This is a genomic window from Microbacterium sp. NPDC058342, assembly GCF_042723935.1.
Lineage (GTDB): Bacteria > Actinomycetota > Actinomycetes > Actinomycetales > Microbacteriaceae > Microbacterium.
Map to the genome: position 1 here is coordinate 560309 of NZ_JBHXID010000001.1, position 22254 is coordinate 582562.

A 22254-nucleotide genomic window follows, 5' to 3' on the forward strand; every position below is an offset into this window, starting at 1 on the left:
GTCGTGGACCCGAAACCGACTGACCGCATCGATGAGAAGATCCTCGCTGAGCTCTCGCGCAACAGCCGGATGTCGCATGCCGAGATCGGGCAGCGCGTCTCCCTCTCGAGAAACGCCGTCCGCCAGCGAATCGAACGGCTCGAACGGGATGGGCACATCCGGAGCTACACCATCGTGCGCGGGCGCTCGACGGCGCAGGGAAGTACGGTCTCGGCGATCCTGCACGTCTACCGACAGGACAGGATGCGAGGGGTCGACGTGCTGGGAGAACTGCAGCTGATCCCCGAGGTGGTGAGCTGCGACGTGCTGAGCGGCGACTTCGACCTCCTCGTCCGTGTCGAGGCGCGATCCATCGATCGGGTGCGCGAGATCTGGGAGCACATCGCCGCGCTTCCCGGCGTGCGCGACACCGTGACGGCGCTGACGCTCGCCAGCGTGATCAGCAGGCCGACAGCGTAGGTTCCGCCCATCCGGTCCACAACACCTCAAGGGCAGACGGAAGAGCGGTCACGCCGAGGTGGAACCGTCCTGCGAGCGCACGGCCCGGAAGAGCGCCGCCGCGACGACGAGGTCCTCCCATGCCATACCGGTGCTCTTGAAGACGCGCGGTCTGCGGACGTCCACCTCGCGCGCGCCCAGGACGACGTCACGCAGAGGGACGAGCGATGCCGGATCCAGAGAACCCGAGGACACCGGGATCATCACGTCCCCCGCCTCGCGCAACGCCGTGGCGACGTCCTCGACGACGACCTGAGCGCGACCGAGGAGAGCGACATCCAGCTCACGGGCATCCGGCTCGTGCGAGCCGACGGCGACAGTGCACGAGTCCGAGGGCACCAGGCCCCCGTCGAAGAGTGGGTCGCGTGCCGTCGTAGCGCAGACGATGAGCTGCGCCTCGCGCACATCGCCGCTCGTCCCGGTGCGGGCCTCGGTTCCTTCTGCGCGCAGCTTCCTCGCGAAGTCCGACGCACGCTCAGCGTTCCTCGCCACGACCGTCACGCGCCCGATCGGCCGGACCGCCTTCATCGCGGCGACATGTCCTTCGGCCTGTGGACCGGAACCGAACACGACCATGTGCTCCACCTCAGCCGGAGCGAGCAGATCCGCCGCGGCGGCGGAGACCGCGGGGGTGCGCAGGGTCGTCAACGCGGCGCCGTCGATCAGCGCGCTCGGCGTGAGGGTCTCCGCATCCATCAGCAGATAGACGCCCTGGATGCGCTCCCTGCCCCTCCCCGGGTTCGCCGGCGCGACACTCGCCACCTTGACGCCGAAGAACTCCGCGGAGTCGCTCGGCATGATGAGCACCTGGCCGTGGGACACGGGGAGAACGCTGCGGTCGAAGTCCTCAGCAGGATCCGCTCCGCCTTGGAGATGCCGTTGGACGGCGCGGACCGCGTCGAGCACGGTGACCCGTTCGAAGACCTCGGACGCCGAGATCCAGAGCATGTCGGAACCATTCATGTGCGGGAATCCCATCTGGCGAGTCGATCTCCCTCAGCACGGGGGAACCTGTTCTGCCTCTCTCCTGTCACGCCGATCCCGTCCTAGTGGCCCGCGAGCGAGTAGCCGGGTATCGCCGCGATGAGCTGACGCGTGTAGGTTTCCCGTGGTGCGTCGAAGATCGCGTCCGGTTCGCCGCTCTCGACGACCTTTCCCGCGTGCATCACGTAGACGTAGTGTGAGACCAGCCGGACGACCGCGAGGTCGTGGCTGATGAACAGATAGGAAAGCCCGCGCTCGCGCTGCAGCGACACCATGAGGTCGAGGATCTGCTCCTGGACCAGCACATCGAGCGCGCTCACGGCCTCGTCCATGACGACGAGCTCGGGATCGAGGGCGAGGGCACGGGCGATCGCGATCCGCTGGCGCTGCCCGCCGGAGAGCTCGTGGGGGAAGCGGTCGACATACGACCGGGGGAGTGCGACCTGATCCAGCAGGTCGACGACGGCCTTCTTCCGGCTCGCCGCATTGCCGATCCGGTGGACGCGCAACGGCTCATCGATCACCTGCTCGATCGTGTATCGCGGATCGAGCGAAGCGTACGGATTCTGGAACACCGGCTGCACGGATCGCCGGAACTCCAGCAAGCGCCTCCGCGAGAACGTCGAGATGTCCTCGCCGCGGAAGCGGACGGATCCGCCGTCCGCATCCTCAAGCTTCAGCGCGAGGCGCGCCGTCGTCGACTTGCCGGAGCCGGATTCGCCGACGATCGCAACCGTCTGGCCCTTCGGGACCGTCAGACTCACACCATCGAGCGCGAGGAACGGTTCCGACCTGCCGCGGATCCGGTATTTCTTGACCGCGTCGATCACCTGGATCAGTGGTTGCGGCGCACCTTCCGCTCCTCCACGCGCACGGTCGCCGCCCTCCTGGAGCACCGGCGCGACCTTCGCACTCGCTATGCCAGGAGCGGCGGCGAGCAGCCGCTTCGTGTACTCGTGCTGCGGGTCGGCCACGAGTTCGGAGGCGAGCCCCGTCTCCACGATCTCCCCGCGAAACATGACCGCGACCCGATCGGCACGCTCCGCCGCGAGCGCGAGATCGTGCGTGATCAACAGGACCGCCGTACCCATCTCCGTCGCCAGCTCACCCATCTGGTCGAGCACGAGGCGTTGCACGGTGACGTCGAGGGCAGACGTCGGCTCATCCGCTAGCAGCAGCTCGGGACGGCAGGCGAGTGCTGTCGCGATGAGGACGCGCTGGCGCATGCCCCCGGAGAACTCATGGGGGTACTGGCCGAATCGGCTGGTCGCGTCGGCGATGCCCGCGTGCTCGAGGAGCGTGATCGTCTCGCGCTTCGCCGCGTCGCCCTTGGCGCGACCATGCACTTCCAGCGCCTCGACGATCTGCTTGCCGATCTTCATCGCGGGGTTCAGGTTGGTCATCGGATCCTGCGGCACGAGACCGATGCGGTTACCGCGGATGCCGGTCATCGCCTTCTCGCTCATCGCGGTGATGTCGAGCTCTTTCAGGGTGATGGTGCCCGCGACGATCCTGCCGTTGTCGGCGAGAAGGCGGTTGACGCAGGCCGCGAGCGTCGACTTTCCCGAGCCGGACTCGCCGACCACGGCGACGGTCTCTCCGGCGGCGACGTCCAGATCCACGTTGCGGATCGCCTCGATCTCGCCCCGCGAGGTGGAGAACGCGACGGTCAGCCCGCGGATGCTGAGCACCGGCTCCGGGGCGGATCGCGGGTCGAGATCAGCGGTGTTCATCTCGTCGGTCATCGTTCTGCCGCCTCGCTTGTCGCGGGAGCGGGGCCGTCGGCGAGTGTGTCGACGGCGGCATCGAACAGCACCTCGTAGATCGGATCATTCCCGACAAGGTCGGGAAGCTCGAGGGAGGCGTCGTCTCCGGCCGTCGGGAGTCGTCCGACGGTGCCGTACAACCGCATCGCCGCACCGGCGATGACGAACTCGCGATCGAGCCCGAAGGCGAACCAGGTTCCGGTGAAGCCGGTGTGACCGAGCAGAGTGATCTGCTGCCCGCCCACGGGAAGCGCATACCGGCGGAAGCCGATCGCCTGGCTCGGTTCGATCCGGCTCGGCGCGCTGAACTCGCGCAGCACCGCTTCCGACACGAACTCTTCGCCACGCAGTGCGGACCCGAGTGTGAGCAGGTCGTCGACGGTGGAGAACAAGCCGGCGTGCCCGGACACTCCGCTCATGGCGTGGGCTGTGTTTCCGTCATTGACCTCACCGCGGACAGGGTGATCCCGCCAGCCATCGAAGCTCTCCGCCGCGAACGGCACGGGGAACGGGCGGCCGGAGCGGATCATCGCGTACTCATAGGCGTCGCTGTCGGCCGCGGCTGCCGCCGACTCGGCCGGGATCGGGCCGTAGCGGCTGCGGAGTCTGAGCGGATCGGCAACGAACGTGCGATAGGCCTCCTGCAGCGGCGACTCCGTCACCCTCTCCACGACCGCGCCGGCGAGGATGAGGCCGAGGTCGGAGTAGCTGCGGGCGGTGCCGGGCGATGTGACGAGTGGCAGCCGCTGCACGTGCGCGATGGCGCTGTCGCGATCGCGGGCCTCCATGTAGAGCGGCCACCACGGGGGGAGTCCTGAGGTGTGGGTGAGGAGTTCCGCGAGGGTGACCCGGTCCTTCTCCCCACTGGTGAACCCCGGGAGGAAGGCGCCGACGCGGTCGGAGAGACGAAGCGCGCCCTCGTCGACGAGACGCATGATGATCGTGGTTGTCGAAGCGACCTTGGTGATCGAGGCGATATCGATGAGGTGTTCGCGGGAGAGGGGCACGTCGACGGTGCCGGGTCCCTGGAGCGAGGCGCGGCCGGCAGTCGCCACCTCGGTGCCCCGGTGCGTTTGGATGCCGACGATCGCGCTCGCCGGATGTGTTCCGGCGTCGCCGAGCTCGAGGAGGCGCTCCGCAGCGCTCTGGACTGTCATGCTGATCTCCGGCCGATCGTCTCGAAACTCAGCTCGGGCATGCTCGTGAACTCCTCTCCCCGCGGGATGGTCCCGCCGGGGCCGGGTTCGATCCGGCCGAGCACGCGCTCGCCGGCGGCTCCCGTGCAGCTCGGCACGTTGCCGGGCAGCCCGTGAGCGGTCGCCCAGCCGATGAGAGCGAAGGCGACCGCTTCCTTGGTGTCCGAATCGACTCCGAGATCGCCCGTGGTGCTCATCCGGACACCGGGCAGCAGCTCGGCGATCCGACGCATCAGCACCGGGTTCCGCACCCCTCCGCCGGAGGAGACGAGCACGCCTACATCGGCGGCGCGGATCGCGTCGGCGACGGTGCGCGCCGTGAGTTCGGTGAGCGTGGCGACCAGGTCGGCGAAACTCAGCTCGGCCCGTTCCGAGTTGCCGGATCGAAGGCGGGAGAGATGCTCACGCACGTACGCGAGGTGGAACAGCTCCTTGCCCGAGCTCTTCGGCGCCGGCAGCGCGTAGTAAGGCTCGGCGAGCAGACTCGCCAGCAGCGCGGGGTCGACGGTGCCGGCCGACGCCAGAGTGCCGTCGACATCGAAGGTGTCTGGGGTCTCCGCCGAGTCCGTCACCACGGCGTCGATGAGCGCGTTCGCGGGTCCGATATCCCACGCGATCGGATCCTCGTCCTCGGCGATCACCGTCACGTTCGAGATGCCTCCGAGGTTCAGGGCCGCGGCACGCAGCCCGAGGTCCACGAACGGGCGCAGCAGGATGCGATCGAGGATGGGCACGAGCGGCGCTCCCTGTCCGCCGGCGGCGAGGTCGGCCGAACGAACGTCGGAGAGCACCGGCATCCCGCTCGATTCGGCAATCCACGCAGGCTGCCCGAGCTGCAGCGTGCCCCGGGCGAGCCCGCCCTCCACCCAGTGGAACACGGTCTGCCCGTGCGAGCAGATGAGGTCGACCGGGCCGTACCCCGCGTCGCGATGTGCGGTGATGGCCGCGACGACGGCACGGGCGAACTCCTGCCCGATCTCGGCGTCCAACTCGCAGATCGTGTCGACACCGACTCGGGCGGGAGGCAGCGCGGCGATGAGTCGCTCGCGCAGCGCCGTCGGGTACGGGGTGGATGCGCTGTGCTCGATCTGCGCATGCACGCCACCGGCGACGTCCCCGTCCGTCGGGGCGAAGTTCACAATTGCGACGTCGATGCCGTCGTGGGACGTGCCTGAGATCATTCCGAGTACGCGCATCTAGCGGGGGTCCTTTCCTGCGGGGCGGGTGTGGCGGCATCCCTGATGACCTTGCGCAGCACGCCGTTCGACGCGTCGAGAGCGCGCCGCGCGGCATCGACGGTCAAGCCGGTGGCGATACAGGCGATCGCGAGCTTCGCGTTCCAGTCGGCGGCCTCGAGCGCGGTGCGGGCGACCGTCTTGTCCGCTCCGGTGGCGAGCATGACGATGCGGACGGCGCGGTGCACGAGCTTCGCGTTCGAGGCCTTCACGTCGACCATGAGCGTCTTGTACGTCTTGCCGAGACCGATCATGGTGATCGTGGAGAACATGTTCAGCACCATCTTGGTCGCTGTCCCGGCGCCGAGACGAGTAGAACCCGTGACGATCTCGGGACCGACGTCGAGCTCGATCCCGAAATCGACCATGTTCGATATCGGCGCCTCCGTGTTGCAGACAAGTCCCACCGTCAGCGCTCCGTGTGCTGATGCGTGGCGCAGAGCCCCCATCACGTACGGCGTCCGACCACTCGAGGCGATGCCGACGACCGTGTCGAGCGGCCCGGGGGAGAGCTGCGCAAGGTCCGCAGCGCCACTCTCCTCGCTGTCCTCCGCCGATTCGATCGAGCTGACGAGCGCGCTCGGTCCTCCCGCGATCAGTCCGACCACCACATCTCTGCTGGTGCCGAACGTCGGCGGCACCTCCGAGGCGTCCAGGACGCCGAGGCGTCCGCTTGTCCCCGCTCCGACGTAGATGAGACGGCCGCCGGCGAGCATCCGCGTGGATGCCTCCTGGATCGCGGCCGAGATGACCGGAGCGGCCTGGCGCACGCTCGCGGCGATCCCGGAATCCCGGTCGTTCATCATCGCGACCAGCTCGGACGTGCTGAGCGCATCGAGCATCAGCTCGTCGTCGAGCACCCTCTCGGTGGCGAGACTGTCGAGTTCGGCGTTCAGCGCGGTCTGCTCGTCGGTGAGCCCGATCGACGTGGGCCCTTCCTGCCCGTCCGGGCCGTGTGCGGCCATCAGCGGCCTCCGGTCTTCGGGTCGAGGGCGGTGCGCAGACTGTCACCCAGCAAATTCAGACCGATCACTGCGCAGATGAGCGCGGCACCGGGGAAGAGCAGCATCCAGGGGGCGATGCTCGACAGTGTCTGCGCTTCGTAGACCATGCCGCCCAGCGAGGCAGCAGGCGGCGGCGTGCCGAATCCGAGGAAGCTCAGCGACGCCTCGGTGAGGATCGCCCAGGAGAGCGACAGCGTCACCTGCACCACGAGCACGCCGCGCATGTTCGGGATTACGTGCTCCATGAGCGTCGAGATCCGACTGCGTCCGATCGCGGTCGACGCGACGACGTACTCGGCGCTCCGCAGGCTCAGCACGGGTCCCCGTGCGACGCGGGCGAAGATCGGCATGTACACGATGGCGATGGCGATGGCGACCGTGAGCCAGCTCCGCTCCAGGCTCGCGGCGAGCGCCAGGGCCAGCAGCAGTGAGGGGAACGCGAAGAGCACGTTGTTCACGATGCCCACGGCCCGGTCGACGAGTCCGAGATAGAAGCCCGCGATCACCCCGAGGAAGGTGCCCGCCAGGAAGGCGAACGTGACCGAGACGATCGCGATGACGAGGGAACTCGCGAGACCGGCGCAGATGCGCGAGAAGGTGTCGCGGCCGAACTGATCCGTCCCGAACCAGTGCTCGGAGTTCGGTGGCACCAGTGATTGAGAGACGTTCTGTGCTGCCGGGTCGTGCGGGAGCAGGCCGAACACCGAGAGCAGGGAGAGCACGACGACGATGACCATCAGCACGATCGCGACGATGCCCGAGACGGATCGGAAGGCGGTGCGCCACACGCGCGAGCGACGACCCGCGTCAATCGCGACCTCGGGTACGACGTTCATTCCCGCGGCGGCGCTCATTGGACACGCACCTTCGGGTCGACGACACGATAGAGCAGATCAGTGAGCAGATTCACCAGCACGAACATCGTCGCGATGATGAGGACCGTGCTCTGCACCACGGCGTACTCCTTCTGGTTCAGGCCGAGCAGGGTCTGCCGTCCGATGCCCGGGATGGCGAAGATCTGCTCGACCAGGAGCGCGCCGCCCAGCAGGAAGCCGAACTGCAGACCGGTCATCGTCACGACGGGGATCAGCGCGTTGCGCAGCACATGCCGCACCTGCAGTCGCCGAGGCGGCACCCCCTTGGCCCTGGCGGTGCGGATGTAGTCCTCGGAGCGGATCTCCAGGATCGCTGTTCGCGTGGTCTGCAGGACGGGCGAGGCGATGCTGACGCCGAGCACGAGACAGGGGAGGAGCATCTGCTGCAGGTTCAGTAGTGGATCCTCGAAGAGCGTGGCGTAACCGGCGCCGTTCGGGTACCAGCCCCACACCTCGGCCACCCAGCTCCCCAGCACGGTGGCGAGCAAGAACGTGGGGATCGAGAGGGCGAGGAGACTGCCGGCCTGGGTGATGTTGTCAGCGATCCCACCCGGGCGGTTCGCCGCGTACGTTCCGCCGGGGATGCCGATCGCGAGGCCGATGACGATCGAGATGATGGCGAGCTCGAACGTGTTCGGCATGGCTTGGGCGGTCATCGCCGCGACTGTCTGGTGGGAGGTGGTGTTGATGCCGAGGTTTCCGGTGAGCACGCCGCCCAGCCAGGTGAAATATTGCACGACGAGTGGCTGGTCGATGCCGTAATAGGACCGGAGTTTGGCGATCTGCTCGGGGGAGAGTGCGCCTGCCTCTGTGCCGTAGGCGGCGGTGATCTGGTCGCCGGGCACGACACGCAAGATGATGAACGTCAGAATCGACACTCCGACCAGGGTGAGGATCGCCTCGCCCAGGCGCCGGGTGACCGGGTGACGGAGTATGTGCATCAGTGTTGTCATGTGCGAGTTCAGTCCTCGAGCGGTCGGTGCTCCGAGAGCGGGGAACAACTGGTGTGGTGGGGAACTGGGACAGCCCGTTCCCCACCACACGTCGTCTACTTCGAGATGTTCGCCTTCCACAGCCCGGTGAGACCCGCGTCGATGCGCGCCTCGTAGTCGTTCACCGCAGCGTTCAACACGATGAACTTCTTAGGGGTGAAGAGCCACGCCCACACCGCGTTGTCGACGAGGTAGCTGGAGAGCTTCGTGTAGATGGCCTTGCGCTCCGCGATGTCGGTCGTCGCGATTCCCTCGGCGAACAGTGCGTCGAGCTCGGGCGAGCTGTAGCCCGCGACGTTGTTGAAGCTTCCCGTCGAGGTGAAGTAGCGCGCGTATCCGGTATGCGGATCGGTGCCGCCGCCGTTCGCCGCGATCGCCGCATCGAAGTCACCGGCGAGCCACTTGTCCACGTAGGCGCTCGAGTCGAGAGTCTCGACCTTCACCTTAATGCCGACCAGTGCGAGCTGAGCCTGCACGGTCTGAGCCTCGTCGACAGCCGTCGAGTACAGGCCCTGCGAGGTGATGATGTCGAGATCGAAGCCGTCCGGAGTGCCGGCCTTCGTCAGGTACTCCTTCGCCTTGTCGAGGTCCTGTTCGGGACACGGCTGCGCGGTGACGTCCGAGCGGAACTCCGGCGCGGTGATCGGACCGGTGACCTCTCCCGCACTGAGGGCGGCGGAGTCGATGACCTCCTGGCGCGAGATCGCGCACTGGATCGCGAGACGCTTGTTCACGTCGGCGAGTACTGGCGATGCGGCGCGAAGCTGGAGCACGTGATACTGCAGCGAGCCCACCTCTTCCGTCTTTGTGACGTTCGATGCTGCGGTCTTCGCGGTGACCGGGTTGTCGAAGATCGCGACGTCGATCAGTTCGGTCTTCAGCGCAGAGACCATGGCCTGGCTCTCCGGGATGATGCGGAACTCGAGTTCGGCGACACCCGGCTTGCCGAGGAAGAAGTCGTCGTTGCGCTCGAGAGTGATCGATTCGTTTGCGACGCGCTTCGCCCACTTGTAGGGGCCGGAGCCGACGGGCGTGGTCTGCAGCGTCTCGATGTCGACATCCGACGGGACGATGCCGGTGTTCACCCCGTTGAGGCCGGAGAGGAACGAGGCATCAGGGTTCTTCAACGTGATGACCACTGACGTCGGGGACGGCGCCTCGATCGACTCGACAGAAGCGAAGAACGAAGAGGAGCTCGCGGCCGAATCCGGATCCATGATGAGGTCGTACGTGTACTTCACGTCTTCCGAATCGAGCGCGGATCCATCGCTGAACTTCAGACCCTCCTTCAGTGTGAAGGTGTAGGTCAGGTTGTCGTCGGAGATCTCCGGGAGATCGGCGAGATTGCCGATGATCACGCTGTCCTTGTCGGTGCTGAGCAGCGGACTGTAGATCTGCGAGAGCACCTGGAACGACTGCTCGGATGTCGTCGTCCAAGGCAGGGTCTGCGCCACGTCGGCCGTGATCCCGAAGACCATCGTCGAGTCGGGGTCTGCGGCGCCGCCACCCTCGTTCGGCTTGCCGGATCCGCCGCTGGCGCATCCGGCGAGCAGCAGCGATGCCGTTATCAGCATCGCAGCGGCGGTAGCCGATCTGTGCGTGGAGCGTATGACCTTCATCCCAGTTCTCCCTTGAACAAGTGATCTTCACCGATGGTCGGCGACGCAGGTGGCGTCACAGATACAGGCGTGATAAAAAGCTACCTAGATGCACTTCAGCGTGTCAATAATTGCCCGGCGCTGGCCGAGGACGTCTGCCGGGTCCCGACGGACATCGCTTCGACGAGGTCCACCGCGGGGGACAGGATGTTGTTCTGCTTCGCCACCTCTGCTCGAAGGCGTGCACAGGACGGCGGCCGCCTACCAGGAACGTGAGGAATCCGATTGGTCGAGGACATGCTGGCGCGGTTGCGTCAGACACTTCCGACGCTGCGTCCGAGCGAGCGGCGGATTGCCGAGGCGACGCTGGCTGATCCTGCGGCCGTCTCTTCGCTGCGCATCACGGAGCTCGCCGCGCACTGCGACACGTCGACGGCGACGGTTGCGCGCTTCTGCCGGACGATCGGCTTCGAGAACTACAAGAGCTTCTGCCTCGCTCTCGCGGGTGCAGTCGCCGATGAGAACGGCCGCAGGCGCCAGTTCGGCGTCTCGGAAGGCGACATCGCCCCGACAGACGCCACGAGCGAGGTGGTTCGCAAACTCGCCTACCAGGAAGCGCGCGCAGTGCAGGAGACGGCCGAGATGCTCAACCTGGAAGAGGTGGATCGAGTGGTCGACGCGATCATCGCAGCGCCATTCATCGACGTCTACGGATCCTCGTCGAGCGGCCTCGCCGCGCAGGATCTCGCCTACAAGCTCCGACGGATCGGCTATTACACAAGCGCGTGGAGCGACGCGCACCTCGGCATGACGAGCGCGGCGGTGCTGCGACCCGGTTCCGTCGCGATCGCCTTCTCCCACTCCGGCGAGACGGAGGAGGCGCTCACCGCGCTAGATATCGCGAAGCGCACCGGCGCGTACACGGTGGCCGTTACGAACTTCCCCGGATCCCCTCTCGCGGACCTCGCCGACTCTGTCCTGGCGACGGCATCCCGCGAAACCCGTTTCCGCTATGGCGCGATGTCGAGCCGTATGGCGCAGCTGATGATCGTGGACGTGCTCTTCACCGGCGTCGCGCAACGCCGGCCGGACGCCGTCACCCAGGCGCTAGCCGCGACTCTGTCCGCAGTGGAAGGACGCCGTCGGCCGTCGCCGGAGGTGGGGTAGTTGTCTTTCCCACGGAGATCACGTGCAGCGTGGCATGATCGCGCCGAGGACTCAGGCCCGTTTGGCGAGTCGCGCTTCGAGGTTGGCACGCACCGCCGGCCACTCGGTCTCGAGGATCGAGTACTCCACGCTGTCCCGGAGCGCACCGTTGCGATAGCGCGACATCGCCCGCATGACGCCGTCCTGCTTCGCGCCGAGTCTTTCGATCGCTGCACGGGACCGAAAGTTCATCCACTGCGCGGTGAGGCCGACGCGAAAGACGCCGAGCGTCTCGAACGCATGACTCAGCAGAAGGAGCTTCGACTCGGCGTTCGTGCCGCTACCGTGTGCTGACGGCCGATTCCAGGTGTAGCCGATGTGCAGGCGAGGTGCGCCTGCGTCGATGTCGTAGTACGTCGTCATGCCGAGGGCTCGGCCGGCGGCGTCGAACGCGGTGAACGGCACCATCTGGCCCTTCTCGCTGAGTACGAGCCGGCGCTCGATCTCGACGGCCAGGCCGTCCGGGCTGGGAACAGACGTATACCAGGCGGTCCGCCACAGATCGCCCTCCTGCAATGCTTCGATCAGCTCATCGTGATGGTCACGTTGGAGTGGTCGGAGTTCGACGAGCCGGCCGGTCAGCGTGACAGGGGAGGGTGTCGTGCGAAAGGGCATGCGCCTATTCAACCAGCGATACCGCGGCGGGATGATCCGAGGTCTCTTCTTATCCTTCGCAGACGCGGTGGTTACCCCTCGCAGACGCGGATGTTCGCTTCAACGCCTCCTACCAGACACCGATCCCCGAGACCAGGGGATCGCATGATCCCCGGTCGAGGTCCATCGTTCTCGACATGTCCGAGAACACGCATGAACCCAGCCAGATGGATGCCGAGCAGAAGCGGCGAGACCAGCTCCTGCGGGCCGAGGAGTCCACCGAGGCCGATGCCGCGCCGCGCATCGAGGTGTCGGAGCACGATGGGAACGTGCGGATCGACGTCGCCGACACGGCGGCGGTCCGCCCGGGCCCGGGCCCGGGCGTCGAGACCGAACCGGAGTGAGGCGCCTGCCATGATCTGGCGTCGGCCCCGGTACCCTCATGAGCATGGCAACCGCGACGACGCAGACCACCCGGCGCGAGGCGTTCGGCTCTCGGAACGTCTTCATCCTGTCGGCCATCGGCTCGGCCGTCGGCCTCGGAAACATCTGGCGCTTCCCCTACGTCGCCTATGAGGGCGGCGGCGGAGCGTTCCTGATCCCGTATCTCTGCGCGCTGCTGACCGCGGGCATCCCGTTGCTTTTCTTCGACTACGCGATCGGTCACCGCTTCCGCGGATCGGCCCCTCTCGCCTTCCGGCGCATGCACCGGGCGGCCGAGCCGCTCGGCTGGTGGCAGGTGCTGATCTGCGTGGTCATCGCGACCTATTACGCCGTGATCATCGCCTGGGCGGCGATGTACACCTGGTTCTCGGCGCAGATCACCTGGGGCAAGGGCAACGAAGAGGCGTTCTTCGGGGAGTTCCTGCAGGTCGCGAACGTCGCCGAGACCGGCGTCTCCACCCAGTTCGTCCCGCAGGTCGGGATTCCCCTCATCGCGGTCTGGGTGATCGTGATCGTCATCATGGGCCTCGGCGTCAAGCGCGGCATCGGCCGGGCGAACACCGTGCTCATGCCGCTGCTGACACTCATGTTCGCGGTGCTGGTCGTCCAGGCGCTCTTCCTGCCCGGCGCGGCCGAGGGCCTGAACGCGTTCTTCACCCCGAACTGGGAGGCGCTCGCCGACCCCGGCGTCTGGGCATCCGCGTACGGACACATCTTCTTCTCCCTGTCGGTGGCCTTCGGCATCATGGTCACCTACTCGTCGTACCTCAAGCGCAAGACCGACCTGACCGGCTCCGGGCTCGTGGTCGCGTTCGCCAACTCGGGCTTCGAGATCCTCGCCGGCATCGGCGTCTTCGCAGCGCTCGGCTTCATGGCGCAGGCGCAGGGCGTGGATGTCTCCGGGGTCGCAGAATCCGGCATCACCCTGGCCTTCGTGGCGTTCCCGACGATCGTCTCCCAGGCGACCGGAGGCTCGATCATCGGCGTGCTGTTCTTCGGCGCGCTGGTGTTCGCCGGCATCACCTCTCTCATCTCGGTGCTCGAGGTGGTCGTCGCGGCCCTGCAGGACAAGCTCGGGTGGGGGCGCGTGCGCACCACGCTCACCGTCTCCATCCCGGTCGCGCTCATCTCGATCGCGATGTTCTCGACGACGACGGCGCTGGCCGTGCTCGACACCACCGACGCCTTCGTCAACGCGTTCGGCATCATGGCGGTCGCGCTCGTCGCGGTGATCGTCGTGGCGTGGATCCTGCACAAGCTGCCGGTGCTGCGCGAGCACCTCAACCGGCGCTCCAGCTTCCGCATCGGGCGGTTCTGGATGCTGCTGGTCGGAGCGCTCGCCCCGGTCGTGCTCGGCTACCTGTTCGTCAGCGAGATCATCGCCAAGACCGGCGAGCCGTACTCGGGTTATCCGCAGTGGTTCCTCGCCATCTTCGGCTGGGGCATGGTGATCTCTCTCGTGGTGCTCGCGGTTCTGCTGTCGCTGCTGCCGTGGCGGCGGAACTCGCACGCGAAGGAGGATCCGGAGTACGACGCGTTCCTCGTCGAGGAGGACTACGAGCCGGATGCCGAGACCGGCGCCGTCAGAGTCGCGTCGATGTCGAAGGGAGCGCGCTCATGACCCCCGTCGCCATCGTCATGATGGTCATCGCCATGGTCACCGTCTGGGGTGGGCTCATCGCCGGCGTCGTGAACCTCGCCCGGCACCCCGAGGCGACCGAGGCGGAGCCGGATCCGCCCGTCGAACTCTGAGCCCGCGCCCGCGCTCCGAGTTCGCGCCCGCGCTCCCCGCTCCGCGTGGTCTCAGCGCGCGGCGATCCAGTCGGTGACGCGCTCGATCGTCTGCAGGAAGCCGTTCTCATCGGGCCGGTTGAGATGCCCGTGCGTCGTGCCGGGCTCCAGCGACAGCTCGATCGGCACGCCTGCGCTCTTCAGCGTCACGGCGAACAGCTCACCCGACACGCGCAGTTCATCCGTGTCGTCGTTGATCATGATCGTCGGCGGGAAGCCGGCGACGTCGGCCGCCGTGGCGCGTCCCGGGATCGCCGTCACGGGCGCATCGTCGACCTCCCCGCCGAGGTAGGTGCGGTACATCCTCATCACGGCCGGAGGTGCGAAGACATCGGCGTCCGGGTTCGCGTCAAGGGCCGCGCGCAGATCGGCCGACGGCGGGGGCTGCACCGCCAGCAGCGTCGGGTAGGCGAGGAAGACACCCGCGGGCAGGGGAGCGGATGCCGTGGCCGGCGCGTGACCGAGCATCCGCAGCACCGCGCCCGCGATCAGGTTGCCGCCGGCGCTGGTGCCTCCGGCGAACAGGCGTGTCGGGTCGGCGCCGAGATCGCCCGCGTGTGCGACCAGCCAGGACCACGCGGTAAGGATGTCGTCAGACGCTGCCGGGAACACGCCTTCGCCGTCGGCCACGAGCCGATAGTCGACGGAGGCGACGGCGGCACCGCGCTCGGCGAAGGCGCGGGACACGGCATCCGCCTCGGGCATGTCCAGGTCTCCCTGCACGAACCCGCCGCCGTGCGCCCAGAGCAGGGCGCTTCCAGCGAGCGGGCCGGCGCCGGCCGGATACACACGGACCATGCCGTCGAGGGCGGACTGAGCAGACGTCATACCACCAGGATGCCAGGCGGTCGACGCGACTACTGGTGAGAGATGCTGCCTGGTGGTTGAATCCCACCATGGTGATGGCGCGGACGACCGAGCTCGAGTCGGCGCGCGTGGCCAACGCCCTGCGCGAAGACATCATGCTCGGCCGCCGCCAGCCCGGATCCCGACTCGTCGAGCGGGACATCGCCGCCGAGCTGCAGGTGTCGAGGCTTCCGGTGCGCGAGGCGATCAAGGCGCTCGTCGCCGACGGCATCGTGGTGGCCAGGCCCCGCACCTGGGCGGTGGTGCGGGAGTTCTCGGTGCACGACCTGCAGGACTTCGCCGAGGTGCGCGAGGCGATGGAGACCCTCGCCTTCGTGCTCGCCACCCAGCGCGCCGACGACGCCGGGCTGCGGATGCTCGAATCGCTGATCGACCGCGAGGAGTCGGCCGCCTCGGAGGGCGACGTCGACGCGTCGCGCACGGCATCTGCCATGTTCCACATCACCGCCGTCGGCCTGGCCGAGAACGCGATGCTCACCGAGCTCGCCGCGAGCCTGGTGACGCGTCTGCGCTGGCTGTTCGGGCAGCACGTCGAGTTGTCGCACATGGTCTCGAGCCATCGGGTCATCCTCGCCGCCATGAGGCGGCGTGACGTCGACGCCATCCGACGGCTGATCCCCGAGCACCTGGCGTACGGCCGGGCAGCCGCCGAGCGCCGCCTGCTCGAGCGCGTGCGCGAGGGCGCGCAGCATCCGGAGAAGCCCAAGCGGCCGGAGCACCGCGGGCACGCCCGGTGAGCGGTGCCGCCTGGCGGGGTCTCGTCGGTGTCCCCGCCTGCGGGTACGCTCGACACGGGAGGTAGCGTGGGACGAACAGCGGATGCCATCGCAGAGGGCGTCGCCATCGCCACGGCGGCCGCCCGGCTGACGGTGAAGAACCACATCCTGGTCGGCACGATCGCCCGGGGCGGCGTCTTCGACGCCGCGCGCTACGCCGAAGACGCCAAGGCGGCCCTGCTCGCCATGGCGCAGGAGTCGGACGACGCGGCCGAGCTGCTCGACGCGCTGCGCAAGCGCGCCCGCGGCCGCCATTCCGACCCGCACGGAACGCATGACTACCGCGACCGCGACGTGCGCAACCTCCGCAGACGCGCCAAGCAGTCGATCGGCGTCGCCGAGCGACTGCGCAAGATGACGGAGAACCCCGAGGCGCTGCACTCCCTGGTGGAAGATGCGCGGATCGCCGCTTGGGGCGACGTGCGCGGCAATCTCGACCGCCGGCTCCAGGTCGAGGGCATGCGGCCGGATCAGGATCCCGACTACGAGCGGATGCGGGAGGCGAGGATGCAGGCGCTCAAGCTCGTCGATCTGCAGGCGCTGTCCTCCGCGCAGCGGGCGAGGAAGAAGCGCGAGCGCTCGGCGGAGAAGGCGGCCGAGAAGGAGGCCTCGAAGGAGACCGCCAAGTCCGGTCGCGCCTCCCGCCGCGAGGCGCGACACGCGGACCGCGGGTGAGGCCTCACGGCGATTTCGTGTCCCGCAAGAAGGTGATGTAGGCTGGTCCCTGGCCCGCTCGGCGGGCAGTGCGCCTGTAGCTCAATGGATAGAGCATCTGACTACGGATCAGAAGGTTGGGGGTTCGAGTCCCTCCAGGCGCGCGACACACCACGAAGAGCCCGGCCGTCGGCCGGGCTCTTCGTCGTCGTGCCGAGGCTTTCACCCCGATCAGTCGGGATCCGGCGAACTCATGCGGCCTGCGCCTTCGGCTTCGCGCTCAGGCGGATGGCCGAGATCAGGAAGAAGACCGCCCCGACCCCGGCGTAGCCGGCCGGGCCCGAGATCATCCCGCCTCCCTGCAGACCCTGGAACAGGAATGCGGCACCGGCGAGCACCGAGATGCCACCGGAGAGCATCTGGGCGACCTGCCCGCCGCTGCGGCGGTTGCGGATCGCGGCGACGAACTGCGGCACACCGGCGACGATCGCCCAGAGGCCCCAGACGGCGACGGCGCCGGCGACCGAGATCGAAGAGACGACGCCGAGAGCGACGGCGACTGCCGCACTCGCGACGACGTTCGTCCATTCAGCGGCCTTCGGGCGCTCCTTGTCGGGGTCGGCGCGCAGCTGCCACAGCACGGCTGCGGCATCGAAGAGGGGGTAGAGCACGAGCAGTGTCGTCAGCAGCGCGCTCGGCTCGGATGCGCTCGCGGACGTCGCGAACACGATCCCCACCCAGAGGATCGCGAAGGCGAAGCGCGTGAAGTAGAGCTTGCGAAGCGCACGGCCGTACGAGAGCGCGGTCGAGGAATCGGTGACGGTCATGACTTGTCCTTGAGGTCTTGTCGCGGATTGCTCAGGCGACGGTCGTGGTGAGGGTGACGGGGACGTTGCCGCGGGTCGCGTTCGAGTACGGGCAGACCTGGTGTGCGCCAGCGGCGAGGTCGTCGGCGGTCTGCTGGTCGATGCCGGCGCCGAAGTGCACGGTCAGCGCCGCGCTCAAACCCAGTGCGCCATCATCGCTCTTGCCGATCGAGACCTCGGCGGTGACGGTCGAATCGGCGATGGTGGTGCGACGCTGCGCGGCGACCAGCTTCAGGGCCGAGTGGAAGCAGGAAGCCCATCCTGCGGCGAACAGCTGCTCGGGGTTCGTCGCGCCACCCGGACCGCCCATGGTGACGGGGAGCGCGAGGGTGAGGTCGAGCAGGCCGTCGTCGGTGGTGGCGCGACCTCCGGCGCGGCCCTCACCGGTCGAGGTGGCGGTGGTGGTGTACAGGGGCGTGGACATGCGGTTCTCCTTCGGGATGCGACTAAGTAGAGTTACTAGTTCGTCTACATCGGTAATGTAGACTACTTGGTACACCGAACGCAAGCAGGGAGACGCATGGAGCAGAAGGCGCCACAGGCGGAGGGCGGCAGATCCGGTCGAGCGACTCGCGCGCGCATCCTGCAGGCGGCCGACGAACTGTTCTACGCGGAGGGGATCCGGGCGACGAGCGCCGACCGGATCATCGCCGAGGTGGGCATCACGAAGGTCACCTTCTACCGCCACTTCCCCAGCAAGGGTGAGCTCGTGGTGGCCTATCTGACCCGGCAGGCGGCCGCCGAGCGCGGCTGGATCACCGGCATCCGTCGGACCGGCGACGCCACGGCGTCACTGGACGCCTTGGCGGCCGGCATCGGCGCTGCCAGCTGCAGCCCCGGCTTCCGCGGATGCGCGTTCATCAACGCCGCCGCGGAGTTCTCCGACCCCGGCGATCCGGTGCGAGCCGCCGTCGAGGAGCATCGCAGCTGGATGCTCGGCGAGTTCGCCGCGATCGCGCACGATGCGGGCGCGACGGATGCGGCATCCGTCGCGCGGCAGCTGATGCTCCTGCGCGACGGGGCCATGGTGAACGGCTACCTCGGCGAACCGGAGTCGGTCGCCGGTGCGCTCACGACGGCCTTCCACGCGGTGATCGGCGCCCCCGCGCGCTGACCGCGGCGATCGCGCGCCGGTCGGTGACGGTGCGCATCACGCCTCGCGCAGACTGTGCAGTGCCGGATCGCGGTCGGCGAAGCCCGCCGCAGTCTCGATGATGACCCGTTGCATCGCCGCGACAGCCGCGCCCGGTGTGACATCGGACCGGTGCGCCAGGCTCACGGTACGGGTGAGCGGGGTCGACAGGCGGGCGGAGCGCAGCGAGGGGCGGTCGGTGAGTGCCATCGCGGGCACGACGGCCACGCCCAGCCCGCGCTCCACGAACCGCAGCACCGTGTCCATCTCCGGACCCTCGAGAACCGGTGTCGGTGACAGTCCCGCGGCGCGGAACGCGGCATCCGTCGTCGCCCGCAGATCGTAACTGCGGTCCAGGGCGATGATCGGCAGGTCGGCGAGGTAGGCCATGCCGATCGCCGCTCCGGCGGCGACGAGCGGCGTCGCGGATGATGTGACCACGACCAGCTCCTCGGCGAGCAGCGGGATGCGGCTGAGCGTCACCCCCGGCAGGGGTCGGGCGTCGGATGACGTGATCAGCGCGATGTCGAGCTCGCCCACGGCGAGCTGCTCCACCAGCGAGCGGGAGCCGGCTTCCGCCAGGTGAAGGTCGACTCCCGGATGCGCTCCGTGGAAGGTGCTGAGCGCCTCGGCCACCAGGCTCACGCACAGTGTGGGCGGCGCGCCCAGGCGCACGCGGCCGCGACGGAGCCCGGCGAGCTCGTCCATCTCGTCGCGGATCGCCTCGACCTCGGCCAGAATCCGCTGCGCGCGGGGAAGCAGTGCCTCGCCCGCGGGGGTGAGCGAGATGTGACCGCGCGCGCGACGCAGCAGGTCGGTGCCGAGTTCGCGCTCGAGTGTGGAGATCTGCCGGCTGAGCGAGGGCTGCGCGAGGTGCAGCGCCTCGGAGGCGCGGGTGAAGTGCCCCAGTCTGGCCACTTCAACGAAGCCGCGGAGCTGTTCCAGATTCATGCTCACAGGCTATCGAGTTCACGCGCATAATGCATTGGAGTTATCGCTGTGGCGCGCGTAGCGTCGGCCGTATGAGCACTCGCGAACGACAGATCTCCACCACCGTTCTCGTCATCGGCACCGGCGGATCCGGACTCCGGGCGGCGATCGAGGTCGCCGAACACGGCATCGACGTCCTCGCCGTCGGCAAGCGCCCGCGGCAGGATGCGCACACCTCTCTCGCCGCCGGCGGGATCAACGCCGCACTCGGCACCATGGATGCCGATGACAGCTGGCAGCAGCATGCTGCCGACACCATCAAGGAGAGCTATCTGCTCGCCGACCCGCACACCGTCGAGGTCGTCACGAAGGGCGCCGAACGGGGCATCCGGGATCTCGAGCGCTGGGGTATGGACTTCGCTCGCGAGGACGACGGTCGCATCTCGCAGCGCTTCTTCGGCGCGCACACCTTCCGCCGCACGGCGTTCGCTGGCGACTACACCGGGCTCGAGATCCAGCGCACCCTCGTGCGCCGGGCGGAGCAGCTCGACGTGCCCATCCTCGACGGCGTCTACATCACGCGCGTCCTGGTCAGGGACAACGTCGTGTTCGGTGCCTACGGTTTCGACCAGGCCGACGGGACCCGCTACCTCATCCACGCCGACGCGGTCATCCTGGCAGCCGGAGGCCACACCCGCATCTGGCGGCGCACCTCGTCGCGCCGCGACGAGAACACCGGCGACTCGTTCCGGCTCGCCGTCGACGCGGGTGCACGGCTGCGCGATCCGGAGCTCGTGCAGTTCCACCCCTCCGGCATCATCGAGCCGGAGAACGCTGCCGGCACCCTGGTGTCCGAGGCGGCCCGCGGTGAGGGCGGCGTGCTGCGCAACGGCCTGGGCGAGCGGTTCATGGCGAACTACGACGCCGAGCGGATGGAGCTCTCCACCCGCGACCGCGTCGCGCTCGCCGCGTACACGGAGATCAAGCAGGGCCGCGGCACCGAGAACGGCGGCGTGTTGCTCGACGTCTCGCACCTGCCGCGCGAGACGATCATGTCGCGGCTGCCGCGCGTCTATCAGACGATGCTCGAGCTGCAGATGCTCGACATCACCACCGATCCGATCGAGATCGCCCCGACGGCGCATTACTCCATGGGCGGGGTGTGGGTGCGGTCGGAGGATCACGGCACCGACGTCGACGGGCTCTTCGCCGTCGGCGAGGCGTCGAGCGGGCTGCACGGCGCGAACCGGCTCGGCGGCAACTCGCTCATCGAGCTGCTCGTCTACGGGCGCATCGTCGCGCAGGCGGCGATGGCGCACGCGCTCGGCCTCGAATCCCAGCATCGGTCGGCGGATGCCGTCGCGCAGGCTCGCGCGGAGATCGACGACCTGCTCGCCGCCGACGGGCATGAGAACGTGCGCGCGCTGCAGCGCGCCATCCGCAACACCATGACCGAGCACGCCGGCGTGGTCCGCGACGAGCAAGGACTGCTCGCAGGGCTGCGCGAGCTGGACGCCATCGAATCCCGCATGACCGAAGTCGGCATCCACCCCGACATCGCCGGGTACCAGGACCTCGCGCACGCCTTCGACCTGAAGGCCTCGGCGATCGCGGCACGTGCGACGCTCGAGGCGGCGCTGGAGCGCCGAGAGACCCGCGGATGCCACAACCGCAGCGATCACCCCGAGACCGATCCCGCGCTGCAGGTGAACCTCGTCTGGTCGCCGACCGCGGGCGTCACCCGCGAGCCCATCGCTCCGGTCCCGACCGAGATCGCCGAGCTCATGCGCGACGTCGACACCGCCGGGAAACTGGTCGAGTAGCGGCGGGAGCGGCGCGCGGGATGAGCGGACCGAGGGGGCCCTTCGCCGGGGACGAAGGGCCGCTCCCGTGGTCGCCGGCTACGCGATGTGCTCCTCGATCCAGTCGTCGGCGATCTTCTGGATGTCGTCGCCCGCGGCGATGCGACCGTTCATCTCCATCAGATCCTCGGTCGTCAGCGCGGCCGAGATGGCGTTCAGCACGTCCTTCACCTCGGCCGTCACCGCGTCCTCGCGGATCGTCGGGATGACGTTGGCAGGGAGGAACAGGCCCTTGTCATCCACGAGGCTGACGAAGCCACCCTCCTCGATCGCGGGGTCGGAGCTGAACATGTCGCCGACCTGAGCCTGGCCGTTCTGAAGTGCTGCGAGGGTGAGGGGTCCGCCAGCATCGAGCACCTTGAACTCCTTGAACTTCAGCCCATAGACCTGCTCCAGGCCGGGAAGGCCGATCTGCCGGCTCTTCCACTCCGCGGGACCCGCCAGCACGAGCTCACCGGCCACGGCCTGCAGATCCGAGATGTTGACGAGATCGTGCTTCTGCGCGACGTCGGGGTCGACGACCAGCACATCGGTGTTCTCCGCCTCCGCTTCGTCGAGCACCTCGATGCCTTCGGGAGCCAGCTTCTCCTGAAGCTGCTGGCGGATGGCGGCGCGATCGGTCTCCTGGGTAGACGGATCGAGTTCTCCGAGCAGGTACCCGTTGTACTCGGGGAGAAGGTCGATGGAGCCGTCGCGCAGCGCCTGCAGGTACACCTCGCGGCTGCCGATGTTCAGCTTCTCCTCCACATCGACGCCGGCATCGCGCAGTGCATGCGAGTAGATGGTGGCGAGCAGCTGGCTCTCGGCGAAGTCGGCCGAGCCGACGACCAGCGAGGTCGAGCCGGCGGAGCCACCGTCCTCGTCTCCGGAGCTCAGCGGGTCCCCGCCGGAGCAGGCCGTCAGGGCGAGGGCGGTAACGGTGATCGCCGCGAGGATGAGTTTCTTGCGCATCGTGGGTCCTTTCGCAGGAGGGTCGGGATGAAT

Annotated in this window: 23 protein-coding genes and 1 tRNA gene; 10 read left to right on the plus strand and 14 right to left on the minus strand. The window is 68.1% G+C overall.

The features are described 5' to 3' along the window. Positions 1-3 precede the first annotated feature (3 nt). Positions 4-459 (plus strand): Lrp/AsnC family transcriptional regulator, encoded by a 456-nt coding sequence (locus ACFWHT_RS02460; protein WP_378825139.1) that lies wholly within the window; start codon positions 4-6, stop codon positions 457-459. 48 nt (positions 460-507) lie between these two features. Here ACFWHT_RS02460 and ACFWHT_RS02465 read toward each other — a convergent pair whose 3' ends face one another. The 8 genes from ACFWHT_RS02465 to ACFWHT_RS02500 all read right to left on the minus strand — a co-directional run bounded on the left by ACFWHT_RS02465 (position 508) and on the right by ACFWHT_RS02500 (position 10124). Then, positions 508-1461: an ornithine cyclodeaminase family protein gene (locus ACFWHT_RS02465; RefSeq protein ID WP_378825141.1), complete on the minus strand. Its 954-nt coding sequence runs from the start codon at positions 1459-1461 to the stop codon at positions 508-510. Positions 1462-1544: 83 nt separating this feature from the next. Beyond that, positions 1545-3227: a dipeptide ABC transporter ATP-binding protein gene (locus ACFWHT_RS02470; RefSeq protein ID WP_378825143.1), complete on the minus strand. Its 1683-nt coding sequence runs from the start codon at positions 3225-3227 to the stop codon at positions 1545-1547. Continuing rightward, on the minus strand, positions 3224-4405 hold the full coding sequence (locus ACFWHT_RS02475) for a serine hydrolase domain-containing protein (protein WP_378825145.1): 1182 nt from the start codon (positions 4403-4405) through the stop codon (positions 3224-3226). Before ACFWHT_RS02475 ends, ACFWHT_RS02470 begins: the two co-directional genes overlap by 4 nt. Then, positions 4402-5640, minus strand: coding sequence for an anhydro-N-acetylmuramic acid kinase (locus tag ACFWHT_RS02480; protein ID WP_378825146.1), 1239 nt, complete (start codon positions 5638-5640; stop codon positions 4402-4404). The genes ACFWHT_RS02475 and ACFWHT_RS02480 overlap by 4 nt, the downstream gene beginning before the upstream one ends. Then, positions 5622-6644, minus strand: coding sequence for an N-acetylmuramic acid 6-phosphate etherase (gene murQ / locus ACFWHT_RS02485; protein WP_378825147.1), 1023 nt, complete (start codon positions 6642-6644; stop codon positions 5622-5624). The genes ACFWHT_RS02480 and murQ overlap by 19 nt, the downstream gene beginning before the upstream one ends. After that, entirely contained in the window at positions 6644-7537 is an 894-nt protein-coding gene (locus ACFWHT_RS02490; protein ID WP_378825148.1) for an ABC transporter permease, read from the minus strand. Before ACFWHT_RS02490 ends, murQ begins: the two co-directional genes overlap by 1 nt. After that, a complete protein-coding gene (locus ACFWHT_RS02495; RefSeq protein ID WP_378825150.1) occupies positions 7534-8511 on the minus strand; it encodes an ABC transporter permease in 978 nt (325 codons plus the stop codon). The genes ACFWHT_RS02490 and ACFWHT_RS02495 overlap by 4 nt, the downstream gene beginning before the upstream one ends. 95 nt (positions 8512-8606) lie before the next feature. Continuing rightward, positions 8607-10124 carry an ABC transporter substrate-binding protein gene (locus ACFWHT_RS02500; RefSeq protein WP_378825151.1) on the minus strand — a complete coding sequence of 506 codons (1518 nt, stop codon included), beginning with the start codon at positions 10122-10124 and terminating at the stop codon, positions 8607-8609. A gap of 309 nt (positions 10125-10433) precedes the next feature. On the opposite strand from ACFWHT_RS02500, the gene ACFWHT_RS02505 reads away from it, so the two are divergent. Beyond that, a complete protein-coding gene (locus ACFWHT_RS02505) occupies positions 10434-11315 on the plus strand; it encodes a MurR/RpiR family transcriptional regulator (RefSeq protein WP_378825152.1) in 882 nt (293 codons plus the stop codon). A gap of 51 nt (positions 11316-11366) precedes the next feature. Here ACFWHT_RS02505 and ACFWHT_RS02510 read toward each other — a convergent pair whose 3' ends face one another. After that, positions 11367-11969 (minus strand): GNAT family N-acetyltransferase, encoded by a 603-nt coding sequence (locus tag ACFWHT_RS02510; RefSeq protein ID WP_378825154.1) that lies wholly within the window; start codon positions 11967-11969, stop codon positions 11367-11369. 176 nt (positions 11970-12145) lie between these two features. On the opposite strand from ACFWHT_RS02510, the gene ACFWHT_RS02515 reads away from it, so the two are divergent. Genes ACFWHT_RS02515 through ACFWHT_RS02525 form a run of 3 tightly spaced genes read left to right on the plus strand, consistent with a single transcriptional unit; the run spans position 12146 to position 14144 of the window. Next, positions 12146-12352 (plus strand): multidrug transporter, encoded by a 207-nt coding sequence (locus tag ACFWHT_RS02515; protein WP_378825156.1) that lies wholly within the window; start codon positions 12146-12148, stop codon positions 12350-12352. Positions 12353-12396: 44 nt separating this feature from the next. Continuing rightward, positions 12397-14013, plus strand: coding sequence for a sodium-dependent transporter (locus ACFWHT_RS02520; RefSeq protein WP_378825157.1), 1617 nt, complete (start codon positions 12397-12399; stop codon positions 14011-14013). Further along, entirely contained in the window at positions 14010-14144 is a 135-nt protein-coding gene (locus ACFWHT_RS02525) for a methionine/alanine import family NSS transporter small subunit (RefSeq protein WP_378825158.1), read from the plus strand. The genes ACFWHT_RS02520 and ACFWHT_RS02525 overlap by 4 nt, the downstream gene beginning before the upstream one ends. Before the next feature lie 51 nt (positions 14145-14195). Here the strand turns inward: ACFWHT_RS02525 and ACFWHT_RS02530 are convergent, their stop codons facing one another. Next, positions 14196-15011, minus strand: coding sequence for an alpha/beta hydrolase (locus tag ACFWHT_RS02530; protein ID WP_378825160.1), 816 nt, complete (start codon positions 15009-15011; stop codon positions 14196-14198). A gap of 68 nt (positions 15012-15079) precedes the next feature. Here ACFWHT_RS02530 and ACFWHT_RS02535 point away from each other — a divergent pair, with 68 nt between their 5' ends. The 3 genes from ACFWHT_RS02535 to ACFWHT_RS02545 all read left to right on the plus strand — a co-directional run bounded on the left by ACFWHT_RS02535 (position 15080) and on the right by ACFWHT_RS02545 (position 16644). Continuing rightward, positions 15080-15787, plus strand: a complete 708-nt coding sequence (locus tag ACFWHT_RS02535; protein WP_378825162.1) for a GntR family transcriptional regulator — start codon at positions 15080-15082, stop codon at positions 15785-15787. A 66-nt stretch (positions 15788-15853) separates the two neighbouring features. Continuing rightward, positions 15854-16501: an asparagine synthase gene (locus ACFWHT_RS02540; protein ID WP_378825164.1), complete on the plus strand. Its 648-nt coding sequence runs from the start codon at positions 15854-15856 to the stop codon at positions 16499-16501. 70 nt (positions 16502-16571) lie between these two features. Then, positions 16572-16644 (plus strand) — tRNA-Arg (locus ACFWHT_RS02545). 87 nt (positions 16645-16731) lie between these two features. Here ACFWHT_RS02545 and ACFWHT_RS02550 read toward each other — a convergent pair. Beyond that, positions 16732-17307: a hypothetical protein gene (locus ACFWHT_RS02550; protein ID WP_378825165.1), complete on the minus strand. Its 576-nt coding sequence runs from the start codon at positions 17305-17307 to the stop codon at positions 16732-16734. A 31-nt stretch (positions 17308-17338) separates the two neighbouring features. Then, on the minus strand, positions 17339-17770 hold the full coding sequence (locus tag ACFWHT_RS02555; protein WP_378825168.1) for an organic hydroperoxide resistance protein: 432 nt from the start codon (positions 17768-17770) through the stop codon (positions 17339-17341). 96 nt (positions 17771-17866) lie between these two features. On the opposite strand from ACFWHT_RS02555, the gene ACFWHT_RS02560 reads away from it, so the two are divergent. After that, positions 17867-18460 (plus strand): TetR/AcrR family transcriptional regulator, encoded by a 594-nt coding sequence (locus ACFWHT_RS02560; RefSeq protein WP_378825170.1) that lies wholly within the window; start codon positions 17867-17869, stop codon positions 18458-18460. A gap of 36 nt (positions 18461-18496) precedes the next feature. Here the strand turns inward: ACFWHT_RS02560 and ACFWHT_RS02565 are convergent, their stop codons facing one another. Next, a complete protein-coding gene (locus ACFWHT_RS02565) occupies positions 18497-19429 on the minus strand; it encodes a LysR family transcriptional regulator (RefSeq protein WP_378825172.1) in 933 nt (310 codons plus the stop codon). A 71-nt stretch (positions 19430-19500) separates the two neighbouring features. Here ACFWHT_RS02565 and ACFWHT_RS02570 point away from each other — a divergent pair, with 71 nt between their 5' ends. Beyond that, positions 19501-21231: an L-aspartate oxidase gene (locus ACFWHT_RS02570; RefSeq protein ID WP_378825173.1), complete on the plus strand. Its 1731-nt coding sequence runs from the start codon at positions 19501-19503 to the stop codon at positions 21229-21231. A gap of 78 nt (positions 21232-21309) precedes the next feature. Here the strand turns inward: ACFWHT_RS02570 and ACFWHT_RS02575 are convergent, their stop codons facing one another. Beyond that, complete coding sequence (locus ACFWHT_RS02575; protein ID WP_378825174.1) at positions 21310-22221, minus strand: glycine betaine ABC transporter substrate-binding protein; 912 nt, start codon at positions 22219-22221, stop codon at positions 21310-21312. Between the last annotated feature and the right edge of the window lie 33 nt (positions 22222-22254).